Source organism: Flavonifractor sp. An306 (assembly GCF_002159455.1).
Lineage (GTDB): Bacteria > Bacillota > Clostridia > Oscillospirales > Oscillospiraceae > Flavonifractor.
Map to the genome: position 1 here is coordinate 1 of NZ_NFIQ01000253.1, position 617 is coordinate 617.

The following is a 617-nucleotide window of genomic DNA, read 5'->3' on the forward strand; positions in this document are numbered from 1 at the left end:
GAATGACATCTCACCGTGAGATTATCAATAATCTTTATTATTATCCGGAATGCTTAATCAGCACTTCTATGACATCGAATATTCTCTTCTGATCTTTTGCTGACAAAGGCTTTAACTGTTCGCTAAGTTTGGTCGCCTTAACCTGATATCCTTCTTGAAGGACTTCAGACAACACCATGTCTGCAGAGACAGACAATGCGTTGAGAATATCAATGAATGTGTCAAGAGCTGGTATCTTCTCTCCGCGTTCAATCGCTCCAATATAGTTAATACTTAGCCCAGTAATCTCCGCCAAATCCTCTTGGCGCAGTCCTCGATGATGACGGAACTTTCGTATGTTTTTTCCAATGGACTCAAGTCCCATCGTGATACCTCCTATAAGCATTGCAGTATCACTGATAGTATAAGTTGAGCTGGAAAAACAATACACCATCTATTTGGCTTTAATCAACGCTATTAGAGTTGATTGTTTACAAAAAAATAATATAATAATAGATATGCTTTGATGTAAATAGTGTCTACACAAGATTAGGCTAAAATGGCACACCAAATAGCAATGCAACGAATTTGCACTGCTGCCAAAAAAGATGCTGTATTTTTGGCATATCGCGTGGCAA

At 38.4% G+C, this 617-nt stretch carries 1 protein-coding gene and 1 pseudogene; both read right to left on the reverse strand.

The window, feature by feature from the left end:
* Positions 1 to 40: 40 nt before the first annotated feature.
* Entirely contained in the window at positions 41 to 364 is a 324-nt protein-coding gene (locus tag B5F88_RS19975; protein ID WP_087937093.1) for a helix-turn-helix transcriptional regulator, read from the reverse strand.
* A 164-nt stretch (positions 365 to 528) separates the two neighbouring features.
* Positions 529 to 617, reverse strand: a pseudogene (locus B5F88_RS20550) (IS5/IS1182 family transposase); the annotation flags it as partial.

Excerpts from the sequence above, each read along its gene's own strand:
- B5F88_RS19975 (WP_087937093.1), bottom strand. The coding sequence starts at position 364 with ATGGGACTTGAGTCCATTGGAAAAAACATACGAAAGTTCCGTCATCAT.